Origin of the sequence: Mesorhizobium sp. LNJC391B00, from assembly GCF_000502535.1 — a bacterium.
Classification (GTDB): domain Bacteria; phylum Pseudomonadota; class Alphaproteobacteria; order Rhizobiales; family Rhizobiaceae; genus Mesorhizobium.
Map to the genome: position 1 here is coordinate 82,130 of NZ_AYWI01000002.1, position 19,800 is coordinate 101,929.

The window sequence follows — 19,800 nt, forward strand, 5'->3', positions numbered from 1 at the left end:
TGAGACGACCATCGATGGAAACCGGGCAGCCTAGAGCAATTCCAGGAAAAGTGTATGGGGTTTTCCGTCCGGAATTGCGTAAGAACAAAGAGATCGAGTGGATCGCCGTTTCCGTGAACGGTGAAACGCTCTGGCCGGCCGAAGAGCCAGGTTACGGGGAAAATTGCTTCAGATAGGCGATGACGTTGGCGACGTCCTCGTCCTTCTTGAGGCCGGGAAACGCCATCTTCGTCCCTTTGACCATTGCCTTGGGGTCGTGAAGATACGTCGTCAGTGTCGGCTCATCCCATTTGACGCCGGATGTGCCGGCCGCGATCATGGCTTCGGAATATTTAAAATCCGGATGCGTGCCGGCCGTCCGGCCGATAACGCCATGCAACGAAGGGCCTATCTTGTTGGTGTCTTGGTCTGCGACGTGGCAGACCTTGCATTTGGTAAAGACCTTCTCGCCCGCCGCGGCGTCCTGTGCCCGCGATGGATTGGCGATGAAAGTTGCAACGGAAACGACGGCGAAAAACGCAACCAAGCGCATGGCATTCCTCCCTGATCGTCAAATTTGCCTCAGACGGTCTGCACATGCTGGTAGCACCAGCATGCGCCCTGCACGGCAGAATAGATTCTCCGCTCCTCCCCAGATGGAATTGCGCCACCTGTGTACCACAGAATGTGGCCGGTAGGTAGAACAGGTCGACCGTACAAAGGTTCAGGTGGGCTGCGGTGGCTCAAGAGACCGCCACAACGAAAAAGGCCGCCTCGAGGGCGGCCTTTTGTCTGATCTTGTCGTCAGGCGCTTATTCGGCGTCCTTGGCGGCCTTCTTCTTCGGGGCTGCCTTCTTCTTCGGCTCTTCCGCGTCGTCGGCCTTTTCAGCCTTGTCGGCCTTCTTGGCAGCGGCCTTCTTCGCCGGCTTGGCCTTGGCGGTATCGCCCTCTTCGTCGTCAGCCATCAGCTCTTCCTTGCTGACCTTGACGTCGGTGACCGAGATCTGGCTGAGCAGATGGTCGACGACCTTCTCCTCGAACATCGGCGCGCGCAGCGTGTTCAGGGCTTCCGGATTGCTGCGATAGAACTCGAAGGCTTCCTGCTGCTGGTTGGCCGGGTAGCGGCGCACCTGCTCGAACAGGCCGCGCTGCAGTTCCTCGTCGGAAACGGTGACGCCGGCCTTCTCGCCGATCTCGGCCAAAACCAGGCCGAGACGCACGCGGCGCTCGGCAAGCCGCAGATATTCGGCGCGTGCCTCTTCTTCCGTCGTCTCCTCGTCGGCGAAGGTACGGCCGGCGGCTTCGAGATCGCGGTTGACCTGGGTCCAGATGTTGTTGAACTCGGCATCGACGAGCTTCGACGGCGCCTCGAACGAATAGGCCGCGTCAAGCTGGTCGAGCAGCTGGCGCTTGACCTTCTGGCGGGTCATCGAACCGAACTGGTTCTCGATCTGGCCGCGCACCACGTCGCGCAGGCGCTCCAGCGATTCCAGGCCGAGGTTCTTGGCCATCTCGTCGTTGATTTCCAGCGCGCCGGGCTTGGACACTTCCTTGACGGTGACGTCGAAGGTGGCTTCCTTGCCGGCCAGATGCGCGGCCTGGTAGTTTTCCGGGAAAGTGACCGTGACCTGCTTCTCGTCGCCGGCCTTGGCGCCGATCAGTTGGTCCTCGAAGCCCGGAATGAATTCCTTGGACCCCAGAACCAGCGGCTGGTCGGTGCCGGCGCCGCCGGAAAAGGCCTCGCCGTCGATCTTGCCGACATAGTCGATCGAAACGCGGTCGCCTTCGGCCGCCTTGCCGGTCTTCGGCTCGAAGCTGCGCGCCGATTCGGCAACGCGCTGGACCTGCTCGTCGATTTCGCTGTCCGGCACTTCGAATACCTGGCGCGTCACCTTGATGTCGGAGAAATCCTTGATCTCGATCGCCGGGATGACCTCGTAGTTGAGGCGGAATTCGAAGTCGGCGCCGCCGGCCAGGATCTTCTCGGCCTCTTTCTCGTCTTCCGTCATGATCACTTCAGGCTGCATGGCGGCCTTTTCGCCGCGCCCCGTGATGATCGAACGGGTCGAATCGTTGAGGATCTCATTGACCACTTCGGCCATGAACGACTTGCCGTAGACCTTGCGCAAATGCTGCACAGGCACCTTGCCGGGACGGAAGCCGTTGATGCGGACCTTGTTCCTGGCGTCGGACAGCCGCGCCATCAGCTTGGCTTCCATATCACCGGCCGGCACGGTGATCTTGATCTCGCGCTTGAGACCGGAGTTGAGCGTTTCGGTGACCTGCATCGTAAAACCTTTATCTTCACCAAAGAGGCTGCCACGGCGTCTTGCCGTTCACAGCCTGCCGGTACAATCTTGCCGGGAATGGCTTTTGGTACGGAACCTGGCGATTTGACCGAAATTACGGCTCAAATTCTTCCAAACTGCGTTCCAAGATGTGAATAAGTTCTTGTTTTTCCTACTTCTTATCACATTCTGCAGAAGCGGATCGGCGCGTCCCGTCACATTTGACACGCCTTTTGTCACAGGCGAGGCCAATTTTCAACCATCTTCGCGTTGCAGCGAATGACCGCCCCAACGGCAGACATTTTCGCCCCGACATTGACAGAATGATGGCTACATGGGATTGCCGACAAATGCGGATGTGGCGGAACTGGTAGACGCCCTGGATTTAGGTTCCAGTGCCGAAAGGCGTGGGGGTTCGAGTCCCTTCATCCGCACCACCCTTCGCTCTATCGAGCTTCGGGTGGCAGGCCACCCAGGAGCTTGATAAAGCGAAGGGTGTCCTCCGAAGCCGTGGCGTAGGAGGACTGGCGGCGACGGCCTACACTTCAAACACTTGACCGGTAAACCACTCCGCCAATTTCGCCAGCTCCGGCCCCAGCACCCGGTCGGCGTCGACCGGCGGCACGATCTTCCTGATATCCGCGACAAAATCCTGCAATGCCGGCGGCGCGGCGCGTTCAGTCACGTACAGGGCCTGCGAGGCGATCATCGCCAGCATCGCCATTGCCGCATCGAGGCAGCGGCCGGCCGTCGCTTCCTTGGTCCAGGCGAAGAATGCGGTGGTGGCGACGTCGTCCTGGCCGGCGCCGGCCGATTCGGTGCCCGGAATGAAGGTGCGCTGCGCCGCGAGTTTGGCCTGTTCGAGATAGCCGGTGATCGCCATCGGCACATAGCCGACATTGCCGTGCCCGTCGCTGTCGGCCCAATGCCGCCCGGTCATCAACAGGTCGGGCAGCAGCGACACCTTGCCGTTCAGCAGCTTTGAGGCGTGGCGGTCGCAGAGCAGGCAGAGATCGGCCCAGATCGCCGCCAGATCGTCGAGCGCCGGCGTCGCCATGGCATTGTGATAGCCGCCGGTCGAGATGCAGCGCCCCAGCGGGTGCGCCGCGTCGGGCGGGATATAGACTGGATTGTCCGAGATCGAGGCCAGCGATACGGTCGCCGCCTGCTCGGCGCCGGCCAGCGCCCGATGCGCATGGCCGAGCACACGCGGCACGATGCGGTAGCTGACCGGCGCCTGATAATTGCGCCGTCCATCCCCTGCGCCGACCAGAAACTGCCGCAACCCTTGCAAGGCGGCCGCTTCGTGTTCGTCGCCCCAGAGCCCGTCGAGCGCTGCATCATAATGCTCGAGCGGCGCACGAAACGCTTCGATCGACAGCGCGAACACCTTGTGCGCCATGGCGAGGCGACGACGCGCGGCAAGTGCTGCGTCCGCCACCAGTGCCGCCGCGCAGGGCGAGCCGTTGATCAGCGAACCGCGCTCCTTCACCTCAAGCTCAAGGCTGGCGGTAAGCGCAGCAAACAGCGGATAGAGCGCCAGGATCTCGCCGGCGCCACCCTGCCCTTGCGACGGCACCACCGGCATCGGGCCGCCGTCGAGCATCGCCGCGACCGCCCGTGCGATGCGCGGCGTGGTCGCGGCATTGCCTTCGATAAAGTTGGTCAGCCGCGCCAACACGATCGCCCTTACGACGCGCTCAGGCAATGGCTCACCGAACGATGTGGCGGCAGCAAAAGCCTTGATGCGCGCATGGCGGTCGCGCTCGTCAAGTTCGAGCTTGCGGCTTGCCAGCTCGCCCATCGCGGTGGTGACGCCGTAGATGACCGGCGGCGGATCGGACTCAATGAGTTTCAGGAACGAGGCGCGGCATTCGGCAATGCGTTGCAAGGCCTTGTCGCCGATTTCGACCGTGTCGTTTCTCCAGGCGACGCGCAAAACGGCATCGAGATTGATATCTTCGCGCGTCGTCACCGTAATCGGCATTGTCTTCGCCCGTCTGGTTTGCATGAGGGCGAAGCGATCGATCGTTGCCGAAATCCATGCCCTGGGTAATGTCTTCTAGTAGAGCGGTTCCTCAAACAATGTCTTGTCGCCGTCCATCAGCGCCTTGATCTGTGCCTGGCCACTGGCGGCGAGCGCGATGCGCACGCCGAATGGCCGCACCCGCATGTCGTTCTGGATCGCCATGCCCTGGCCCTCAGGTAGGTAGAAGCGGTCGATGCCGTATTGCGGTGCGATCGTGGATTCAGGATCAAGCGTCCAGCCCGGCGCGACCTGGCCGACAATATCGGCTTCGTCGGCGGTCGCCGGCGTCGGAGCCTTGCCGAACCAGGCCGTGGTCGCATGCCAATAGCCGTCGGCACCCGGCTTCAGCCGGACCACGATCGGCGTGTTCTCGCTCACGAGCTGGCCGGCCGGGATGTTGGCGATCAGCTTCACCGGCAAGCGCGATATTTCATAGCCGAGGATAATATAGTCGCCGCGCAGCAGATCGCGCGGATCGACCGGCTCGACTTTCAGCAAGACCTCCTTGCCGTTGCGCAGGATCGCCGCGCGGCCGGCGATGATCCAGCTCAGGAAGCCGATCTGGACGAGCGCCAGGACCAGCGCCGAGATGACAAGTTTCTTTCCCGACATCATGCTGCCGCTCCTTCCGGGGCCTTCATGCGTTTTTCCACACGGATGATGACGAGAGCCAGGATGCCGAACAGCACTGCGGCAGCCAGGAAGAAGCCGGCCGTGCCGAGCATCGTCTGCAAGGTCACGACATAGATAATGGCGAGCTCGAAGGCAAAGCCGGCATAGGCAACCCAGCGCAGCCCCCTGCTCTCGCGCCCGCCCAGCATGATCGCCGCGGCAATGCCGGCCAGTGCGATGACCGACGCAATGGCAAAGCCGTTGCTGAAGGCGTTGTCATCGCCCAGTTCGATCTGCATCATCGCCAGCCCGGTGAGAAAGCCGATCAAGGCGTGCAAAGGCAACCGCCCGCCGAGTTGCAAGATCCGGTCGGCCGGCCCAGCGGCGAAGATCGAAACCGCAAACAGCAGCGCCGACACCGCGACCAGAGGAATAGCCAGGGCGAGCGTGTTCTGGTCCAGGCCGCGCACCGCGATATAGAAAATGACCGAGAGAATGATCAAGTGGCGTGCCGGCTGGCTACGCGTCCAGAATGAGACGACAAAAAGCACCGGCGCCATCACGACGAAGAAATCCGGAAATACGGGGCGGTCATAAAAGTCGAACGCGCGCACGAACAGCCAGGCAATGGATATGCCGACGGCAGCGACCGTCAGCGGGTTCGAGCGCAACGCCACCGCGGCAAGTGCCGTGCCGATGCCCCAGGTGACGATGGCCGAGGCCTCGTCGCCCGTGAGATGGTACATCTGGCCGATCAGCGCGATCGATCCGCCGAAGGCCGCGGCGGCCACGATCCACAGCGCCTCGCCGATCGCCGCATGGTCGCGCATCTTCAACACCGCGCCGCCGACATAGCCGGCGAGAATGACGGCAAACAGTGCCGCGACCCGCACCAGCCGCGGGATGGCGTCCCAGTTGGCGGCGACGAAGAGCAGGATCGCGGCGCCGAACAGCAGCGCCGCCATCATGGCCAATATAGTGCCGAAGCTCAGCGATTTGCGCTCGTTTGCGTCGATGTCGCACTTAAGCGCATCGGCCGTCTTCGCGTCGATCAGGCCGGCCTGCAGCCACCGCCCGATATCGGCCCTCGCCCGTGACGAATAACTCGCCATGTCGCTTCTCCCCCAGCTTGGTCTTTCTGACAGCCGATCCGCTCAAATCGTTGACGCAACGTCATTTTCCGATTCGGGTCTCTTCATGACGAAGCCGTGAACGCGCGTTAATGTTGCATTGCACAATTTGCATTGCTGCCATGCGCCAACAGCACTTTTAAATCGATATTACCCAGCCTATTTACTGTTCGTACACAAACGGAATGATCCGAAGAAAGACGAAACGAGCACTACCATGAACCTGATCCGCAACTACCGCAACTGGCGCCGCTACCGGGACACCGTCTCCGAGCTGAGCCGCCTGTCGAACCGTGAACTGACCGACCTCGGCATCAGCCGCAGCGACATCCACTACGTCGCCCGCAAGGCGGTCTAATCCTCTTCGGATCGCAAATGGTCCGAACCAGTTTTGAAAAAGAGAACGACAATGAACCTGATCCGCAACTATCGTAACTGGCGCGTTTACCGCGACACCGTTACCGAGCTGGGTCGCCTTTCGAACCGTCAGCTCCATGATCTCGGCATCGTCCGTGACGAGATCAAGATCATCGCCCGCAGGGCGACGATCTAGCCAGAATTTCGCCAGGGTCGACCTCCTCCCCGACCCTGACGGATACGGTCAGCCTTCACCTCCTCCCGAGGGTTGACCACCAAAACGGCGCCCGCCGCACCTCCTCCCGCGGCGGGCGCTGTTTCCAAAGCGAACGCAGTTCGTCTTTCCGAAGCGAACGCTAGTTCGTCTTCAAAGTGAACGCAGTTCGTCTTCCAGGGATTTCGCCTCCCTCGATCCGGCGAAAAGAATTTCGTCAAAGCCGACCTCCTCCCCGGCGATGGCGAATACGGCCGATCCCCACCTCCTCCCGAGGATCGGCCCCAAAAACGACACCCGCCGCACCTCCTCCCGCGGCGGGTGTTGTTGTTTTTGGGCAGGCTTTTCAATTGCGCATGCAGTCGATCGAGGCGCTTTACGCCGCCATCAGACCGTCGCCGCGGACATAAGAAAGTCGAGCTCCGTCGCTGCACGACAATGACCCACGCTCGCACCGGCCAATTGCAAACGGCGCGCCAAGCGATTATTCCGGCGCTCATGAGCAAAAATCCTATCCACGTCGTCGGCGGCGGCCTCGCCGGCTCCGAAGCCGCATGGCAGGCAGCGCAAGCCGGCGTTCCCGTCGTCCTGCATGAGATGCGCCCGGTGCGCGGCACCGATGCGCACAAGACCGATGGGCTTGCCGAACTCGTCTGTTCCAATTCCTTCCGCTCCGACGATGCCGAGAACAATGCCGTCGGCCTGCTGCATGCCGAAATGCGGTTGGCCGGCTCGCTGATCATGAGTGCCGGCGACGCCAACCAGGTGCCGGCCGGCGGCGCGCTGGCCGTCGATCGCGACGGCTTCTCCGACGCGGTGACGAAAAGGCTCGAAGCGCACCCGCTGATCACCATCGAGCGGGAGGAAGTGCCGGGCTTGCCGCCGGCGGAATGGGACCAGGCGATCATCGCCACCGGCCCGTTGACCGCGCCGTCGCTCGCCCAGTCGATCGCCGAGGCAACCGGCGCCGACGCGCTGGCCTTCTTCGACGCCATCGCCCCGATCATCCATTTCGACACGATCGACATGGACATTTGCTGGTTCCAGTCGCGCTACGACAAGGTTGGGCCCGGCGGCACCGGCAAGGACTACATCAATTGCCCGATGGACAAGGACCAGTATCTCGCCTTCGTACAGGCGCTGGTCGACGGCCAGAAGACCGAATTCAAGCAGTGGGAAGGCACGCCCTATTTCGACGGCTGCCTGCCGATCGAAATCATGGCCGAGCGCGGCGTTGAGACGCTGCGCTACGGGCCGATGAAGCCGATGGGGCTGACCAATGCCCACAATCCGACGGTAAAAGCCTATGCCGTGGTGCAGCTGCGCCAGGACAATGCGCTGGGCACGCTCTACAACATGGTCGGTTTCCAGACCAAGCTGAAGCATGCCGAGCAGGTGCGCGTCTTCCGCACCATTCCGGGCCTGGAAAACGCCGAGTTCGCCCGTCTCGGCGGCCTGCACCGCAACACCTACATCAATTCGCCGACCTTGCTCGACGCCTCGCTGCAGCTGAAGTCGCGGCCGGGCCTGCGCTTTGCCGGCCAGATCACCGGCTGCGAGGGCTATGTCGAGAGCGCGGCGATCGGCCTGCTCGCCGGCCGCTTCGCCGCCGCCGAGCGGCTCGGCCACGCGCCATCGCTGCCACCGCTCACCACCGCCTTCGGCGCCTTGCTCAACCACATCACCGGCGGCCACATCGTTTCCGACGACGAGCCGGGCAAACGCTCGTTCCAGCCGATGAACGTCAATTTCGGCCTGTTCCCGCCGGTGGAAGCACCGAAGACCGAAGGCAAACGCCTGCGCGGCAAGGACAAGACGGTGGCCAAGCGCCACGCGATCACCTCACGCGCGCGGGCAGATTGTCGGGAGTGGCTAGGGCTGCCGGCGCAAACATCGGAAGCTGCTGAATAGCCAAGTCTCAGAGTCCTAACGCGATTGACGTTTACGTCAACTCGCTGGCCAACCCCGCGTTGCGCGCCTGAGCAACAGCCAATGCCGGCGCAGAGCCGAAAGCCGGGCTGCGCCACCAAGCGGCGAGCGGCCATTGGCCATCTTGCCGAGATAGGCGCTGGTCAGCGCCAGCGGCAGGAACGCCGGACGCAGCGTTTCCGGAAGTGCGGACGCCCCTTGCTCGAAAGCGCGGAGATGCTCCTGCGCCAATGCAATCATCGCAGCCACCGCGCGCTGAGCGCCGGGGCCGTCGTCGCCGCCGACGAACTCTTCCGGCGATGAGCCTACCGCGGCAAGGATATCCGCCGGCACGAAGCATTGCCCGCGCCGGCGATGCAGCGGCAACAGCAGCAACAGGCCGGTCATCGCCTGGGCGCAGCCGGCCCTGCCCGCCAGTTCGGCAAAGGGCGGCGCCTGATTGGGATCGAGCACCATCGCCGCCAGCTGGATCAGCGCGGCCGCCGTCTCGCCGCAATATCCCTCGAGATCGGTGCGCGACGGCATCGGATCGTCATAGAGGTCGAAGATGCGGGCCTCGAGCATGTTGTCGAAGGCAGTTTTGGGCAGGCCATGGGCAGAAATCGTCGCCTTCAGCGCATCGGCGAGCGGGTTGCCTGTGGCTGCGGCTTCAGCAGCGATGACATCGCGCCACCATTGCAGCCTCACTTCGCCCGGCAATGCCTCGTGGATGCGGTCTCGGACAGACGCAATCTCGGCATTGAAGGCGTAAAGCGAAAACAGCGCCGCGCGCTTGTTGGCCGGTGCATAGAGTGCGCTGACATAGCGGTCATGGTCGCCGGCGCGCACCGTCTCCATGACGATGTCAGCTGTATCGGTCACGTCAGTCGACGGCGATCAGCGCCGCGGCCACGGCGCGGTCTTCGGCAAGCAGAACATTGTAGGTCCGCACCGCTGCCCCCGTCGACATCGGGTCGGAGCCAATGCCAGCCGCTTTCAGCGCCGCCCGAAGTGCTGTCGGCAAGGGCCGCAAATCCTTGCCTGTGCCGACCAGCAGGATCTCGACCTTGCCGGCCTCAGCCAGCAGCAGGTCGAAATCCGCCGCCGTCAGGGCCAGCGGATCGGCCGGCTCCCAGCCATGGATGCCGGAGGGCAGGCAAAGAAGCGAGCCGCGATGCGACATGTCGGCGAAGCGGAAGCCGCCATTGCCGTAGGCTTCGATCGGCGCCCGTCCGGGGAAATGCGCCTCGCGGATGACGATGCCTTTTGCCACCAGCGCAGCCGTCAGGTCGCCATGGCCTTGCCGCCACCAACCGGCTTCTCCTCATCGGCGCTCGCTCCCTGCGGCCTGAGCCTGAACAGGATCAGCAAGGGCGCTGCGATGAAGATCGACGAATAGGTGCCGAAGACGACGCCGAACAGCATCGCCATGGTGAACGAGCGGATCACCTCGCCGCCGAACAACACGAGCGCCAGCAGCGCCAGGATGGTCGTCACCGAAGTCAGCGTCGTTCTCGACAGCGTCTCGTTGATGGCGTTGTTCAACAATTGTGGGAGCGGCATTCGTTTGTATTTTCCCAAATCTTCTCGAACACGGTCATAGACGACGATCGTGTCGTTGAGCGAATAGCCGATAATGGTCAGGATCGCCGCCAGCGAAGACTGGTTGAACTCGAGCCCGGTGATGACGAAGAAGCCCAGCGTCATCACCACATCGTGCACCGTCGCCACGATTGCGCCGACCGCGAACTGCCATTCGAAGCGGAACCAGACATAGACCAGGATGCCGATCAGCGCGATGATCATCGCAATCGTGCCTTGCTTGGCCAGTTCGCCCGAAACGGTGGGACCCACCACCTCGACGCGGCGGAAATCGTAATTGTCCTGCAGCTCGCCGCGCACCTTGTCGATGACGGTCTGCTCGGCGTTCTCACCGCCATCCTGGGTGCCAACGCGGATCAGCACGTCATTCGGCGCGCCGAATTGCTGGACCTGCACTTCACCGATATTGAGCTCCGACAGCCGGCTTCTGATATCGCCAATATCGGCGTCGCCTTGCTTGGACTGCACCTCGATGATCGAGCCGCCCTTGAAGTCGATGCCGTAGTTGATGTCGATGGTCAGGAATCCGATAACCGACGCGATCGACAGCAGGCTGGACAGTGCGAACGTCCAGCGGCGGATGCCCATGAACGGGATTTTCGTGCCGGCCGGAACGAAGGTCACCGGCGCACGCGGCAATTCCTTCGGACGCGCACGGCGCAGCCAGATCGACACCAGCAGACGGGTGAAGGTGAAGGCGGTGAACACCGTGGTCAAAATGCCGATGGCATAGGTGATGGCGAAGCCCTTGACCGGTCCGGTGCCGAGATAGAACAGCACGACCGTGGCAATCAGCGACGTCACGTTGGAATCCACGATGGTCGCCAACGCCTTGGTGAAGCCTGTGTCGATCGACTGGATGACCGAACGGCCGGCCCGTCGCTCCTCTCGGATACGCTCATAGATCAGCACGTTGGAATCGACCGCCATGCCGATGGTCAGCACGATACCGGCAATGCCGGGCAAGGTCAGTGTCGCGCCAAGCAGCGACAAGACCCCGACGATCATCGCCACGTGCACGGCGAGCGCAATGTTGGCGAGGAAGCCGAGAAGTCCGTAGGCGACGAACATGAAGGCGACGACGAGAATGGAGCCGATGATGCCGGCGACCTTGCCGGCATGGATCGAATCCTGGCCGAGGCCCGGGCCGACGGTGCGTTCTTCGATCACGGTCAGCTTTGCCGGCAGCGCGCCGGCGCGCAGCAGCACGGCGAGGTCGTTGGCGCTTTCGGCGGTGAAATTGCCTGAGATCTGGCCGCTGCCGCCGAGGATCGGTTCGCGGATCACCGGCGCCGAAATCACCTGATTGTCGAGGATGATGGCGAACGGCTTGCCGACATTCTGCTGCGTCGCCTGGCCGAATCGTGTCGCACCGCGCGAGTTGAAGACGAACGAAACCACCGGCTCGTTGTTTCGGGAATCATAGGTTGCCGTCGCCTTGGCAAGATCTTCACCGGACACGATGACGCGATTTTCCACCAGATACGGAACCGGCGGATCGTCCTGCGAATAAAGCACCGAGGAGCCTGCCGGCGGGCGGCCGTTCAGCGCATCCTGCACCGACATCGAGGTATCGACCATCTGGAAGGTCATCTTGGCGGTCTGGCCGATGATCTCCTTCAGCCTTTGCGGATCCTGCAGGCCCGGCACCTGGACGAGTACACGGTCGTCGCCCTGCCGCTGCACGATCGGCTCGGTGGTGCCGAGTTCGTTGACGCGACGCTCGACGACTTCGATCGACTGCGCCAATGCGGCCGAGGTGCGGTATTTGATGCCGGCGTCGGTGACGGTGAATTTGAGCAGCCCGGCTTCGGAATCATCCAGGGACATCTCCTGGATGGAGCCACCGGTGAACAGGCCGGCGGCGACCGGATCGGTCAGCGGCTTAAGCGCCGCCTTGGCGGCATCGATCTGGGTTGGATCGGTGATGCGCACTTGTACGGTCCTGCCGGTGCCGCCAAGGCCGGTATAGCCCACCTTGGCATCGCGCAGCAGCGTGCGGATCTCGTCGCGCGTCGTTTCCAGCTGCGCCTTGACCAGGTCGTTCTGGTCCATCTGCAAGAGGATGTGCGAACCGCCCTGCAGATCGAGACCAAGCGTCATCTGCCGCTTCGGCACCCAGTTGGGCAATTGCGCCAATGTGCTGGCCGGGAAGAGATTTGGCGCGGCAAGGATGAATGTGACGGCCACGGCGATCCAGATCAGGATCATCTTCAGGCGCGAAAAATACAGCATATGGCGTTGTCCGTCAGGGCGTACTGGCGGATCGTTCCGCCGACAATTCGGTTATTTCTTGGCGTTCTTATTTGCCACCGGCTCGCCCTTAACCCGCACTTCGCCGATTGTCGAGCGCGCTGAGGTCAATTTGGCGCTGCCGCCGGCAGCGGTTTCGGCGTCAATCGCCTCTGTCGGTTCCATTCTAATTCTGATCACCGCCGGGCGCTATCGTGCGCTACTCGACTATTTTCAATTGTGCAGGCATCGGTCCGGAACGCAAAAGCAAGGCCAGATCATCGGCGTTCTCCTTTGTAAGGTTGCCCGATATCTGGCCGCGGCCGTTAAGAATTGGCTCGCGGACGACTGGCACCGAAAGCACTTGGTTGTCGAGGATCATCGCAAATAGCTTGCCGACATTCTGCGAGGTCGCCTGCGCAACGCGTGCCGTTGCCCTGGAATCGAAGGTGAACGAAACCGCCGGCTCATTTGTGACGGAGTTGGGAGTCGCCTGAGCATTGACAATGTCGTCACTGGAAACGATCGTTCGGCTCTCAACCAGATAGGGAACCGGTGGATCGTCCTTCGAATAAACCACCACCGAGCCAGCGGGCGTCCGGCCATTGATCGCATCAGCGACCGGCATCGACTCATCAACCCACTGAAAAGTCAGCATTCCGGTTCGGGTGAGAATTCTCCTCAGCCTTTGCAAATCCGCAACGCCCGAGGTCCGGACCAGCATACCGTCTTCGCCCTCTGCCCGCACTACTGGGTCCGCTACACCAAGATCACGCAGGCGATTCTTAATGACCACGATCGACTGCGCAAGCGCGATCGACATCCGATACTTGATACCTGTGTCTGTTACCGTGAACTTGAGCAACGCTGCTCCGGTATCATCCAGGATCACTTCCTGGACCGGACCAGCGCTGCCAAGGACAGGATCAGTCACCGCCTCCAATGCCATCTTGGCCGCGCCGACCTGAGCGGCGTCGGTGATATGCACCTGAACGGCCCGACCCGACTTAGCAAGACCAGTATAGCCGATCCTTGCATCGCGCAGCAGCGTCCTGATTTCGTCACGCGTCGCCTCCAACCGGCGATCGATCACATCGGTCGCGTCCAATCGAAGCAGCACGTCCGCGCCGGCAGCGTGAAGACTGGGCGCGTCGACGAGCATTGTGGCCATAGCAAGCCAGATCAGGATCATTTTCAGGCGCGAAAAATGGACCATACGCCGTCTTTTGTCAGAGCTCTGCCCGCGGATCGCTCCGCTTGGGAAACTGGCTTACTTCTTGGCGTTCTGGTTGGCCACCGGCTCGCCCTTGACCCGAACATCGGCGATCGTCGAGCGCAGCGCCGTCACCTTGGTGCCGCCGCCAAGGTCGATCTCAAGCTCATTGTCGTCGATCACCTTGGTCACCTTGCCGACGAAGCCGCCGCCGGTGATGACCGTGTCGCCACGGCGCACGGCCGAGATCATCTCCTGGCGCTTCTTCAACTGGGCGCGCTGCGGCCGGATGATGAGGAAATACATGATCACGAAGATCAGAACGAACGGGAGTATCATGCCGATATCCCCGAACGGACCAAGCGGAGTTCCGGTAGCTTGGGCGTATGCCGGTGTGACGAACATCAAGAACTCCTGGTTACGAAGAAGGCCGTAGGGCGGCCTCGCCAAATTTGGCCGGAATATAGTGGGTAAAGTTACCAATGCAACTGCGCGGCCGGGCTTTCAGCTGCTTTTCCGGCCGGTTGACCCGTGTTAGAGCATGCTCCCGGAATACGGGCGTGGTTTTCGCAAAAGATCATGCCCAAACAAAAGCTTGGAACCAGTTTCTATCTCGCCCGGATCAAGACGATTTCGGCCCCTACGCACGTTCGTGCGGAAACATAAAAGACGAGACATGACCGACAGCACCATCGAGGCCCTGAACCAAAAGCTCGACCGCCTGATCGAGGCGGTCACCCGCCTCGCCCCGCCGCCGGTGCCGCAAACCGATCTTGCGGTTGCCGATTGCTTCGTCTGGCAGGCCGACCCCGGCTATCTCGAGCCGGTGCGCAAGGTCAACCGCGTCGACATCGGCCTGATCCGCGGCGTCGACCGCGTGCGCGACATTCTGGTCGAAAACACGGAACGCTTCGCCGCCGGCCATGCCGCCAACAATGTGTTGTTGTGGGGTGCGCGCGGCATGGGCAAATCCTCGCTGGTCAAGGCCGTGCATGCGCAGATCAACGCCCAGGCCAAATCCGACCTGCCGCTCAAGCTGATCGAGATCCATCGCGAGGATATCGACACGCTGCCCAGGTTGATGGGCCTGCTGAAGGCGGCGCCGTTTCGCTTCATCCTGTTTTGCGACGACCTCTCCTTCGACCATGACGACACCTCCTACAAGTCGCTGAAGGCAGCCCTTGAAGGCGGCGTCGAGGGCCGCCCGGCCAATGTCATCTTCTACGCCACGTCGAACCGCCGGCACCTGTTGCCGCGCGACATGATCGACAATGAGCGCTCGACCGCCATCAACCCGTCCGAGGCGGTCGAGGAAAAGGTTTCGCTGTCCGACCGTTTCGGCCTGTGGCTCGGCTTCCACAAATGTTCGCAGGACGAATATCTCGACATGGTCAACAGCTATGCCAGCCATCACGGGCTCACTATCGACCCGGAGCAGCTGCGCGCCGAGGCGCTGGAATGGGCAACGACGCGCGGCAGCCGCTCGGGCCGCGTCGCCTGGCAGTTCACCCAGGATCTGGCCGGCCGGCTCGGCAAGCCGCTGAACGACTGATTGATTTCCGTCAGGTCACTGAAAAAGCCCGCCCCTTGCGGAGCGGGCTGAGCCGGCGGGCCGGACTGGAGGTCAGACGGCCTGCAAAACGTTTATTGTTCTATTCGAGATAGCCAGAGGGGTCGACCGGGGCCGAGTTCTTGCGCACTTCGAAGTGCAGTTTCGGCGAGTCGGTGGTCCCGCTCATGCCCGACAGCGCGATTTCCTGGCCGCGCTTGACCTTCTGGCCGCGCTGCACCTCGATCGACCTGGCGTGACCATAGACGGTGACCAGCCCGTTTTCGTGGCGCACCAGAACCGTATTGCCGAATTCCTTGAGGCCGTCGCCGGCATAGATGACCACGCCGTTTTCGGCCGCCTTGACCGGCGTCCCCTCAGGCACGGCGATGTCGACACCATCCTTGCCGCCACCAAAATTGGAGATGACGCGGCCACGCACCGGCCAACGCATCTTGCCGATGCCGGTGGCATCGGGCGCAACAGCATCGTCGTCCTCGGCCTGCTGGATAACCTTGGCGTCCTTCTTCGGCGGCGTGTAGGTGGCGAGTGTCTCCGTCGGCTTTGCCGCCGGTTGGGTGGTCGCGGTCGTCACCGGATCAACTTTGGCCGGCTTGGCGCTGGCGACCGTTGCGGTGCCACCTGCCGGAACCTTCAGCGTCTGGCCGATCTTGAGCAGGCCGTCCTGCATGCCGTTCGCCTGCTTCAGCACCACGACGCCGACGCCGGTCTTCCTGGCGATGGAGGACATGGTGTCGCCTGACTGGACCGTGTAGGTGCCCGCGCCGGCCTTTGGCGCGGCCGAGGCCGTCTGCGCCGGCTTGTCGGTCTTCGGCTTGTTCGCTGCCGAAGCGTCAACCTGCGCGGCGGACTTGCCGTCCTTGAGTTTCGGCTGCTGCGGCAGCACGGCGACCTTTTCCGGCGCCGGCGCCTTGGGGCTGTTTGCCGGCTTGCCGTCGGCAAGTTTCGGCTCTGTCCCCTTGCTTGAATAGGCATAGGCCGGGATGACCAGTTTCTGACCGGTCTTCAGCCCCTTGGTGGCGCTCAAGCCGTTGACCTTCATGATCACGTCGGCGGGCACATGATAGCGATGAGCGATGCCGGAAATGGTCTCGCCGTCGCTGACCACGATCTCGGTCGCATGCGGCGTACCAGCCGCAACTGGTTTCGGATCGGAGTCACCGGCATTCTTGAACGGCCTCGCCGGCTGGACGGTGCCGGTAGTCGTTCTGTCGACATGCGGTGCCGGTGCAAGCGCCGGCGCGGAAGCGGTACGCATCGGAGCAGCTTTGGGCGCGCTCGGCGGCGGCAGCTGCTGGACGGTGACCGGCTCCAGGCTGGAGCGGCTGACCGACTGGTTATGGCTGCCATCGACAGGTGCCGCAGCGATCGGCTCGGCCGCCACATCGCCCGGATAGGGCTGAGCGGTGCTCTGCTTGTCGATGATGGCGCGCTGATTGTTGGTCGAGGAGGTGAAGACGTCGTCGACACCATTGAACCGCGAGACTTGGGAGCTACACCCCGCCGCCACTCCGGCTAGCATGAGGACAGCGCAGCCCCGCGACAGAGTACGCCCGTTTGCCTTCAAAACACTGAATTGCATCGCACTAACCCGCACAGACCCGGTACACACTGGTCATGATTAAAGCGCGTTAATGTTACTGGCGGGTTAACCCCATAGAATCAGACGCAAATTTTCTTAAAACATTTTCGAACGCGCCGAAGGTGCGTTGAGATTCAGGTCAGGCCGAGTCGAAAATGACAGGTTCTGAGAACCGGCCTACGCCGGCCGTAGCCTTCATAGAGCGGAGGCATTTATGACGGCTTCGACCGGCGAAGGCCGGAGCGGAGCGTACTCAAACATGTGAGCACCGGAAGCGCAGGAACCTGCCATTTGCAGGCCGGCCTCACATGAATATCAGCGCACCTAAATAACCGCCGCGACGCTGCGCAGGATCGGCTGCAGGCGCACGGTGCCGATATCCTCGCGCTCGAAGCGGCTGCCGACCTTGGTCAGCTTGGCCAGCACCTGCTCGCCCTCCTCCGGCCCGATCGGGGCAATGACGATGCCGCCGCTCGACAATTGGTCGAGCAGGAAGCGCGGCAGGCTGTCGAAAGCCGCCCAGGCTACGATGCGGTCGAACGGCGCTTCATTGGCAAGCCCGTTGGAACCGTCGGCCTGGCGCACGATGACATTGCCGATGCCGAGCGCCTCGAAGCGTTGCCTGGCCTGCTCGGCCAGCGTTTTGTAGCGGTCGACGCTGACGATGCGCGCCGCGAGCCGCGACATCACCGCTGCCGTGTAGCCCGAGCCGGTGCCGATCTCCAGCACCCGGTTGCCGGGCTCTATTGCCAGGGCCGCAATCACCGCCGCCTGCAGATCGGCGCCCTCGATCGCCTCGCCGCATTCGATCGGCAGCATGCCGTCCGACCAGGCGATGGAATGGAACTGGCCGTTGAGGAAGCCGCGCCGCGGCGTCGCCTCGAAGGCTGCGATCAGCGCCTTCGGCACCGCGCCTTGGCCGCGCAGGCGCAGCAGGAAAGCGGCAAAACCCTCGCGATCGTCGAGCGGCAAGTTCATGCCAGAACCTTCTTCATGCGAACACCTTATTCAGACAGCGCCTTGGTCAGTTGGTCACGGATTTTATGCGCGGTGAGGTCAAGCTGCAGCGGCGTCACAGACACGAGCCGGTTGCGCAGAGCATGGAGATCGGTGCCCTGCTTGCCCTCGACCGGCTCGCGGCCGAAGCGCAGCCAGTAATAAGGCAGGCCGCGCCCGTCGCGGCGCTCGTCGACCCAAAGGCTGTGCACCAGCTTGCCCTGCGACGTCACGACGGTGCCGGCAACCTCGTCAGGCAGGCAGTTGGGAAAGTTGACGTTGAGCAGCACGCCGTCCGGCAGCGGCATGGCGACGAGCCTTTTCAGCAGCGCCGGCGCCAGCGCTTCGGTGGTCTCGTAGGGAACGACGCGGTCCTCGCCGACATAGGAATAACCCTGGCTGAGTGCGATCGAGCGGATGCCGAGCAGCGCGCCTTCCATGGCGCCGGCGACGGTGCCGGAATAGGTGACGTCGTCAGCGATGTTGGCGCCGGAATTGACACCGGACAGGATCAGGTCCGGCGCGCCAGGCAGGATCTTCTTGACGCCCATGATGACGCAGTCGGTCGGCGTGCCGCGCACGGCGTAGTGTTTCTCGCCGATCTTGCGCAGCCGGAGCGGCTCCGAGATCGACAGCGAGTGCGCGTAGCCGGACTGGTCCTGCTCCGGCGCCACGACCCAGACATCGTCCGACAGCGTGCGGGCGATGCGTTCGAGCGACGCCAGGCCCTCGGCATGGATGCCGTCATCATTGGTCAGAAGGATGCGCATTACTTCGATTCGATCTTCGCCAGACCGCCCATATAAGGCCGCAGCACTTCAGGAATGGTTACGCTGCCATCCTCATTCTGGTAGTTTTCGATGACGGCAATCAGCGCACGGCCGACAGCGGTGCCCGAACCGTTCAGCGTGTGCACAAAGCGGTTGCCCTTGCCATCCCGGTCCTTGTAGCGGGCATCCATGCGCCTGGCCTGGAAGTCGCCGCAGACCGAGCAGGACGAGATTTCGCGATAGGCGTTCTGGCCGGGCAGCCAGACCTCGATGTCGTAGGTCTTGCGCGCGCCAAACCCCATGTCGCCCGTGCACAGGACCATGGTGCGGAACGGCAGCTCCAGTCGCTTCAGCACCTCTTCCGCGCACTGCGTCATCCGCTCGTGCTCGGCGAGCGAAGACTCCTGGTCGGTGACCGAGACCAGCTCGACCTTGTAGAACTGGTGCTGGCGCAACATGCCGCGCGTATCGCGGCCGGCGGAGCCCGCTTCCGAGCGGAAGCACGGCGTCAGCGCCGTATAGCGCAGCGGCAGCTTTTCATGGGCCGTGATTTCTTCGCGCACCAGGTTGGTGAGCGGGACCTCGGCGGTTGGAATCAACCCGAGCCGGCCATCGCCATGCTGCACGAAGAACAGGTCGTCCTCGAATTTCGGCAGCTGGTTGGTCCCGAAAAGCACTTCGTCGCGCACCATCAGTGGCGGGATGACTTCTTCATAGCCATGCTCGGTCGTGTGCAGATCGAGCATGAACTGGCCGATGGCGCGCTCCATCCGCGCCAGCCCGCTCTTCAGCACGGTGAAGCGTGATCCCGACAGCTTTGCCGCCCGCTCGAAATCCATCATGCCGAGCGCTTCGCCGATCTCGAAATGCTCCTTCACCCAGTTCGGCCGGGTCGGCACCTCGCCGACGATATGCTTGACGACATTGTCGTGCTCGTCCTTGCCGACCGGCACGTCGTCGAGCGGCACATTCGGCAGCACCGCCAGCGCATCGTTCAGCGTCTTGTCGAGCTCGCGCTCGCGCGCCTCGCCATTCTGGATGAAGGTCTTGATATCGCCGACTTCGGCCTTGAGCTTTTCGGCAAGTGCCGTGTCGCCCGAACGCATGGCGTTGCCGATCTCCTTCGAGGCGGCGTTGCGGCGTTCCTGCTTGGTCTGCAGCTCGGTGACGTGCTCGCGCCGCGCTTCGTCCTTCTTGATCAGCTCATCGACCGTGGACTGCGCCTCGTCAGCCGACCACGAGCGCTTGGCCAGCGCCTCGACAAGGGCCTTCGGGTTGTCGCGAATCCATTTGATATCAAGCATGGTTGGTCGTCCTC

18 protein-coding genes and 1 tRNA gene are annotated in these 19,800 nt (G+C 62.6%); 5 read left to right on the forward strand and 14 right to left on the reverse strand.

The features are described 5' to 3' along the window. Positions 1-151: 151 nt before the first annotated feature. Both X750_RS159490 and tig read right to left on the reverse strand, forming a co-directional pair. Positions 152-532 carry a cytochrome c family protein gene (locus tag X750_RS159490; protein ID WP_023667668.1) on the reverse strand — a complete coding sequence of 127 codons (381 nt, stop codon included), beginning with the start codon at positions 530-532 and terminating at the stop codon, positions 152-154. 259 nt (positions 533-791) lie between these two features. Next, positions 792-2,267: a trigger factor gene (gene tig / locus X750_RS159485; protein ID WP_023681635.1), complete on the reverse strand. Its 1,476-nt coding sequence runs from the start codon at positions 2,265-2,267 to the stop codon at positions 792-794. A 352-nt stretch (positions 2,268-2,619) separates the two neighbouring features. On the opposite strand from tig, the gene X750_RS159480 reads away from it, so the two are divergent. After that, positions 2,620-2,704 (forward strand) — tRNA-Leu (locus tag X750_RS159480). A 101-nt stretch (positions 2,705-2,805) separates the two neighbouring features. Here X750_RS159480 and X750_RS159475 read toward each other — a convergent pair. The 3 genes from X750_RS159475 to X750_RS159465 all read right to left on the reverse strand — a co-directional run bounded on the left by X750_RS159475 (position 2,806) and on the right by X750_RS159465 (position 6,020). Beyond that, positions 2,806-4,254, reverse strand: a complete 1,449-nt coding sequence (locus tag X750_RS159475; RefSeq protein ID WP_023710679.1) for an aromatic amino acid lyase — start codon at positions 4,252-4,254, stop codon at positions 2,806-2,808. A gap of 75 nt (positions 4,255-4,329) precedes the next feature. Beyond that, entirely contained in the window at positions 4,330-4,911 is a 582-nt protein-coding gene (locus tag X750_RS159470) for a GDYXXLXY domain-containing protein (RefSeq protein ID WP_023697610.1), read from the reverse strand. Beyond that, entirely contained in the window at positions 4,908-6,020 is a 1,113-nt protein-coding gene (locus tag X750_RS159465) for a DUF2157 domain-containing protein (protein ID WP_023733692.1), read from the reverse strand. Before X750_RS159465 ends, X750_RS159470 begins: the two co-directional genes overlap by 4 nt. A gap of 235 nt (positions 6,021-6,255) precedes the next feature. Between X750_RS159465 and X750_RS1000000164115 the strand changes: the two genes are divergently transcribed. The 3 genes from X750_RS1000000164115 (at position 6,256) to trmFO (ending at position 8,520) form a co-directional block, all read left to right on the forward strand. Further along, on the forward strand, positions 6,256-6,396 hold the full coding sequence (locus X750_RS1000000164115; RefSeq protein WP_006335194.1) for a DUF1127 domain-containing protein: 141 nt from the start codon (positions 6,256-6,258) through the stop codon (positions 6,394-6,396). 51 nt (positions 6,397-6,447) lie between these two features. Further along, positions 6,448-6,591: a DUF1127 domain-containing protein gene (locus X750_RS1000000164120; protein ID WP_023667673.1), complete on the forward strand. Its 144-nt coding sequence runs from the start codon at positions 6,448-6,450 to the stop codon at positions 6,589-6,591. 516 nt (positions 6,592-7,107) lie between these two features. Then, complete coding sequence (trmFO, locus tag X750_RS159460; RefSeq protein ID WP_023733693.1) at positions 7,108-8,520, forward strand: methylenetetrahydrofolate--tRNA-(uracil(54)-C(5))-methyltransferase (FADH(2)-oxidizing) TrmFO; 1,413 nt, start codon at positions 7,108-7,110, stop codon at positions 8,518-8,520. Positions 8,521-8,556: 36 nt separating this feature from the next. Here trmFO and X750_RS159455 read toward each other — a convergent pair whose 3' ends face one another. The 5 genes from X750_RS159455 to yajC form a co-directional block, all read right to left on the reverse strand. Next, the gene (locus X750_RS159455; protein ID WP_031242575.1) at positions 8,557-9,399 is read right to left on the reverse strand and encodes a phytoene/squalene synthase family protein; all 843 of its coding nucleotides are present in this window, start codon (positions 9,397-9,399) and stop codon (positions 8,557-8,559) included. A 1-nt stretch (position 9,400) separates the two neighbouring features. Then, positions 9,401-9,790, reverse strand: coding sequence for an Mth938-like domain-containing protein (locus tag X750_RS159450; RefSeq protein ID WP_023688226.1), 390 nt, complete (start codon positions 9,788-9,790; stop codon positions 9,401-9,403). Between the two features lie 11 nt (positions 9,791-9,801). Next, positions 9,802-12,354: a protein translocase subunit SecDF gene (secDF, locus tag X750_RS159445; RefSeq protein WP_023746755.1), complete on the reverse strand. Its 2,553-nt coding sequence runs from the start codon at positions 12,352-12,354 to the stop codon at positions 9,802-9,804. 217 nt (positions 12,355-12,571) lie between these two features. Next, entirely contained in the window at positions 12,572-13,567 is a 996-nt protein-coding gene (locus tag X750_RS159440; protein ID WP_031242578.1) for a hypothetical protein, read from the reverse strand. A gap of 54 nt (positions 13,568-13,621) precedes the next feature. After that, complete coding sequence (gene yajC / locus X750_RS159435; protein WP_023667680.1) at positions 13,622-13,969, reverse strand: preprotein translocase subunit YajC; 348 nt, start codon at positions 13,967-13,969, stop codon at positions 13,622-13,624. Between the two features lie 271 nt (positions 13,970-14,240). Here yajC and X750_RS159430 point away from each other — a divergent pair, with 271 nt between their 5' ends. Beyond that, on the forward strand, positions 14,241-15,116 hold the full coding sequence (locus X750_RS159430; protein WP_023688224.1) for an ATP-binding protein: 876 nt from the start codon (positions 14,241-14,243) through the stop codon (positions 15,114-15,116). A gap of 100 nt (positions 15,117-15,216) precedes the next feature. On the opposite strand, the gene X750_RS159425 is transcribed toward X750_RS159430, so the two are convergent. The 4 genes from X750_RS159425 to serS all read right to left on the reverse strand — a co-directional run bounded on the left by X750_RS159425 (position 15,217) and on the right by serS (position 19,786). Beyond that, a complete protein-coding gene (locus X750_RS159425; RefSeq protein ID WP_023688223.1) occupies positions 15,217-16,716 on the reverse strand; it encodes a peptidoglycan DD-metalloendopeptidase family protein in 1,500 nt (499 codons plus the stop codon). A gap of 324 nt (positions 16,717-17,040) precedes the next feature. Then, entirely contained in the window at positions 17,041-17,694 is a 654-nt protein-coding gene (locus X750_RS159420; RefSeq protein WP_023667683.1) for a protein-L-isoaspartate(D-aspartate) O-methyltransferase, read from the reverse strand. Positions 17,695-17,720: 26 nt separating this feature from the next. After that, on the reverse strand, positions 17,721-18,482 hold the full coding sequence (surE, locus tag X750_RS159415) for a 5'/3'-nucleotidase SurE (protein ID WP_023739013.1): 762 nt from the start codon (positions 18,480-18,482) through the stop codon (positions 17,721-17,723). Further along, the gene (gene serS, locus X750_RS159410; protein WP_023667685.1) at positions 18,482-19,786 is read right to left on the reverse strand and encodes a serine--tRNA ligase; all 1,305 of its coding nucleotides are present in this window, start codon (positions 19,784-19,786) and stop codon (positions 18,482-18,484) included. The genes surE and serS overlap by 1 nt, the downstream gene beginning before the upstream one ends. Between the last annotated feature and the right edge of the window lie 14 nt (positions 19,787-19,800).